This window comes from Olleya aquimaris (assembly GCF_003259525.1).
GTDB lineage: Bacteria > Bacteroidota > Bacteroidia > Flavobacteriales > Flavobacteriaceae > Olleya > Olleya aquimaris.
The window spans coordinates 1-1,204 of sequence record NZ_QLLO01000021.1; the positions used below are offsets into that span (position 1 = coordinate 1).

Here is a 1,204-nt window from a genome sequence, read left to right on the forward strand (position 1 = left end):
TTCCTCTCGGAAAGTCCTCGCAAATTTGCTATCTTCGGTTTACGGCAGAAAATCCTTGCGGATTTTCACGCAACGAAACCATAGCCAAACACGTTGCCAGTAATTATAAAAAACGCATTAACTCATTCAAAACATACTTTCACTCATTTCAACTTTTTCGAATAAGTTAACTGAATTAAATTAGTAATAAACTAAAGATATGATTTTAAAAAGAATAACTTTTATAATTTCTTTATTGCTAATTTTTGGATGCTCAAGTAAACTAGTACCTGTTGAAATTCATATTGATTTAGAAAAAAAGAAAGATGAAACTAAGTACGGAAATTTAAGCATTGTTGTTAAACATCTAGGGGAAAATAAAACCATTGATAGGTTAAATACAATAGGCGATTTTAAAAAAGCAGAAATTCTTAAGTTTAAGACAGCTAAAATTGTCTTAAACATTGATTATGGAGATAGAAATTGTGGGTTTGAAAAAACAATTGACCAAAAAGGCAAATTAAAGTATCAACTTTATGATAATGGCAAAAAGAAATTTATTGATTTATTCTTTGTTAAAGATAGATTCAAATACGAAGAACTGGTTCATCTTCACTTAAATGACAAAATCAATTTTCAACAAGGAATTCATTTAAAAGACTGGATTGCCGATAAAAATACAAACATTATTTTTTCATCTGTTGAATTATTTGATTTGAGTACTATAAATCAAAACTCAAAAGAATTGACATATAGAGACTTGACAATTAATATTAAGGATGACGAATTAGAAACTCTATGGTACATAAATAAAAAAGAGAATGAGTTTCTAAAAAAGAGAAAACAATATGCGAAGACTTTGGTTAATGAGCAAAATGGGACTACCTCAATAGATTTTAAAAATTTAAGGTTCTATATTGAAAATTCCAAAAACTTCAAATTACAAAAGGTATTTCAAATTAGAACTATAGGAGAAAAAATCATAGAATTTGAATAAAAACTACTGGCAACACCGTGTATAATTAATTGCTTTGGCAAGTGCTTATTTGGAAAATTCCTTCGGAATTTTCTCGCGTTCGTTTTTGTTTACTAAATTAGTTGCTTAATCACGCAACTAACCATACACAATCACGTTGCCTACAATAGCGGAATCCACTCAAGCGCAAGCAATACGAAATTGAAAATCATCGGACATTTGCCAATCTCTACGCTGAATTTGTTACTC

The 1,204-nt window shown here is 29.2% G+C and carries 1 protein-coding gene; it reads left to right on the plus strand.

Translation table 11 applies throughout. The features are described from left to right. The first annotated feature begins 199 nt into the window (after positions 1–199). Positions 200–976, plus strand: coding sequence for a hypothetical protein (locus LY08_RS13475; RefSeq protein ID WP_111660951.1), 777 nt, complete (start codon positions 200–202; stop codon positions 974–976). Positions 977–1,204: the final 228 nt, after the last annotated feature.

What these genes read in the sequence shown, in the direction of transcription:
- LY08_RS13475 (WP_111660951.1), top strand. Translation starts at nt 200, where the DNA reads ATGATTTTAAAAAGAATAACTTTTATAATTTCTTTATTGCTAATTTTT.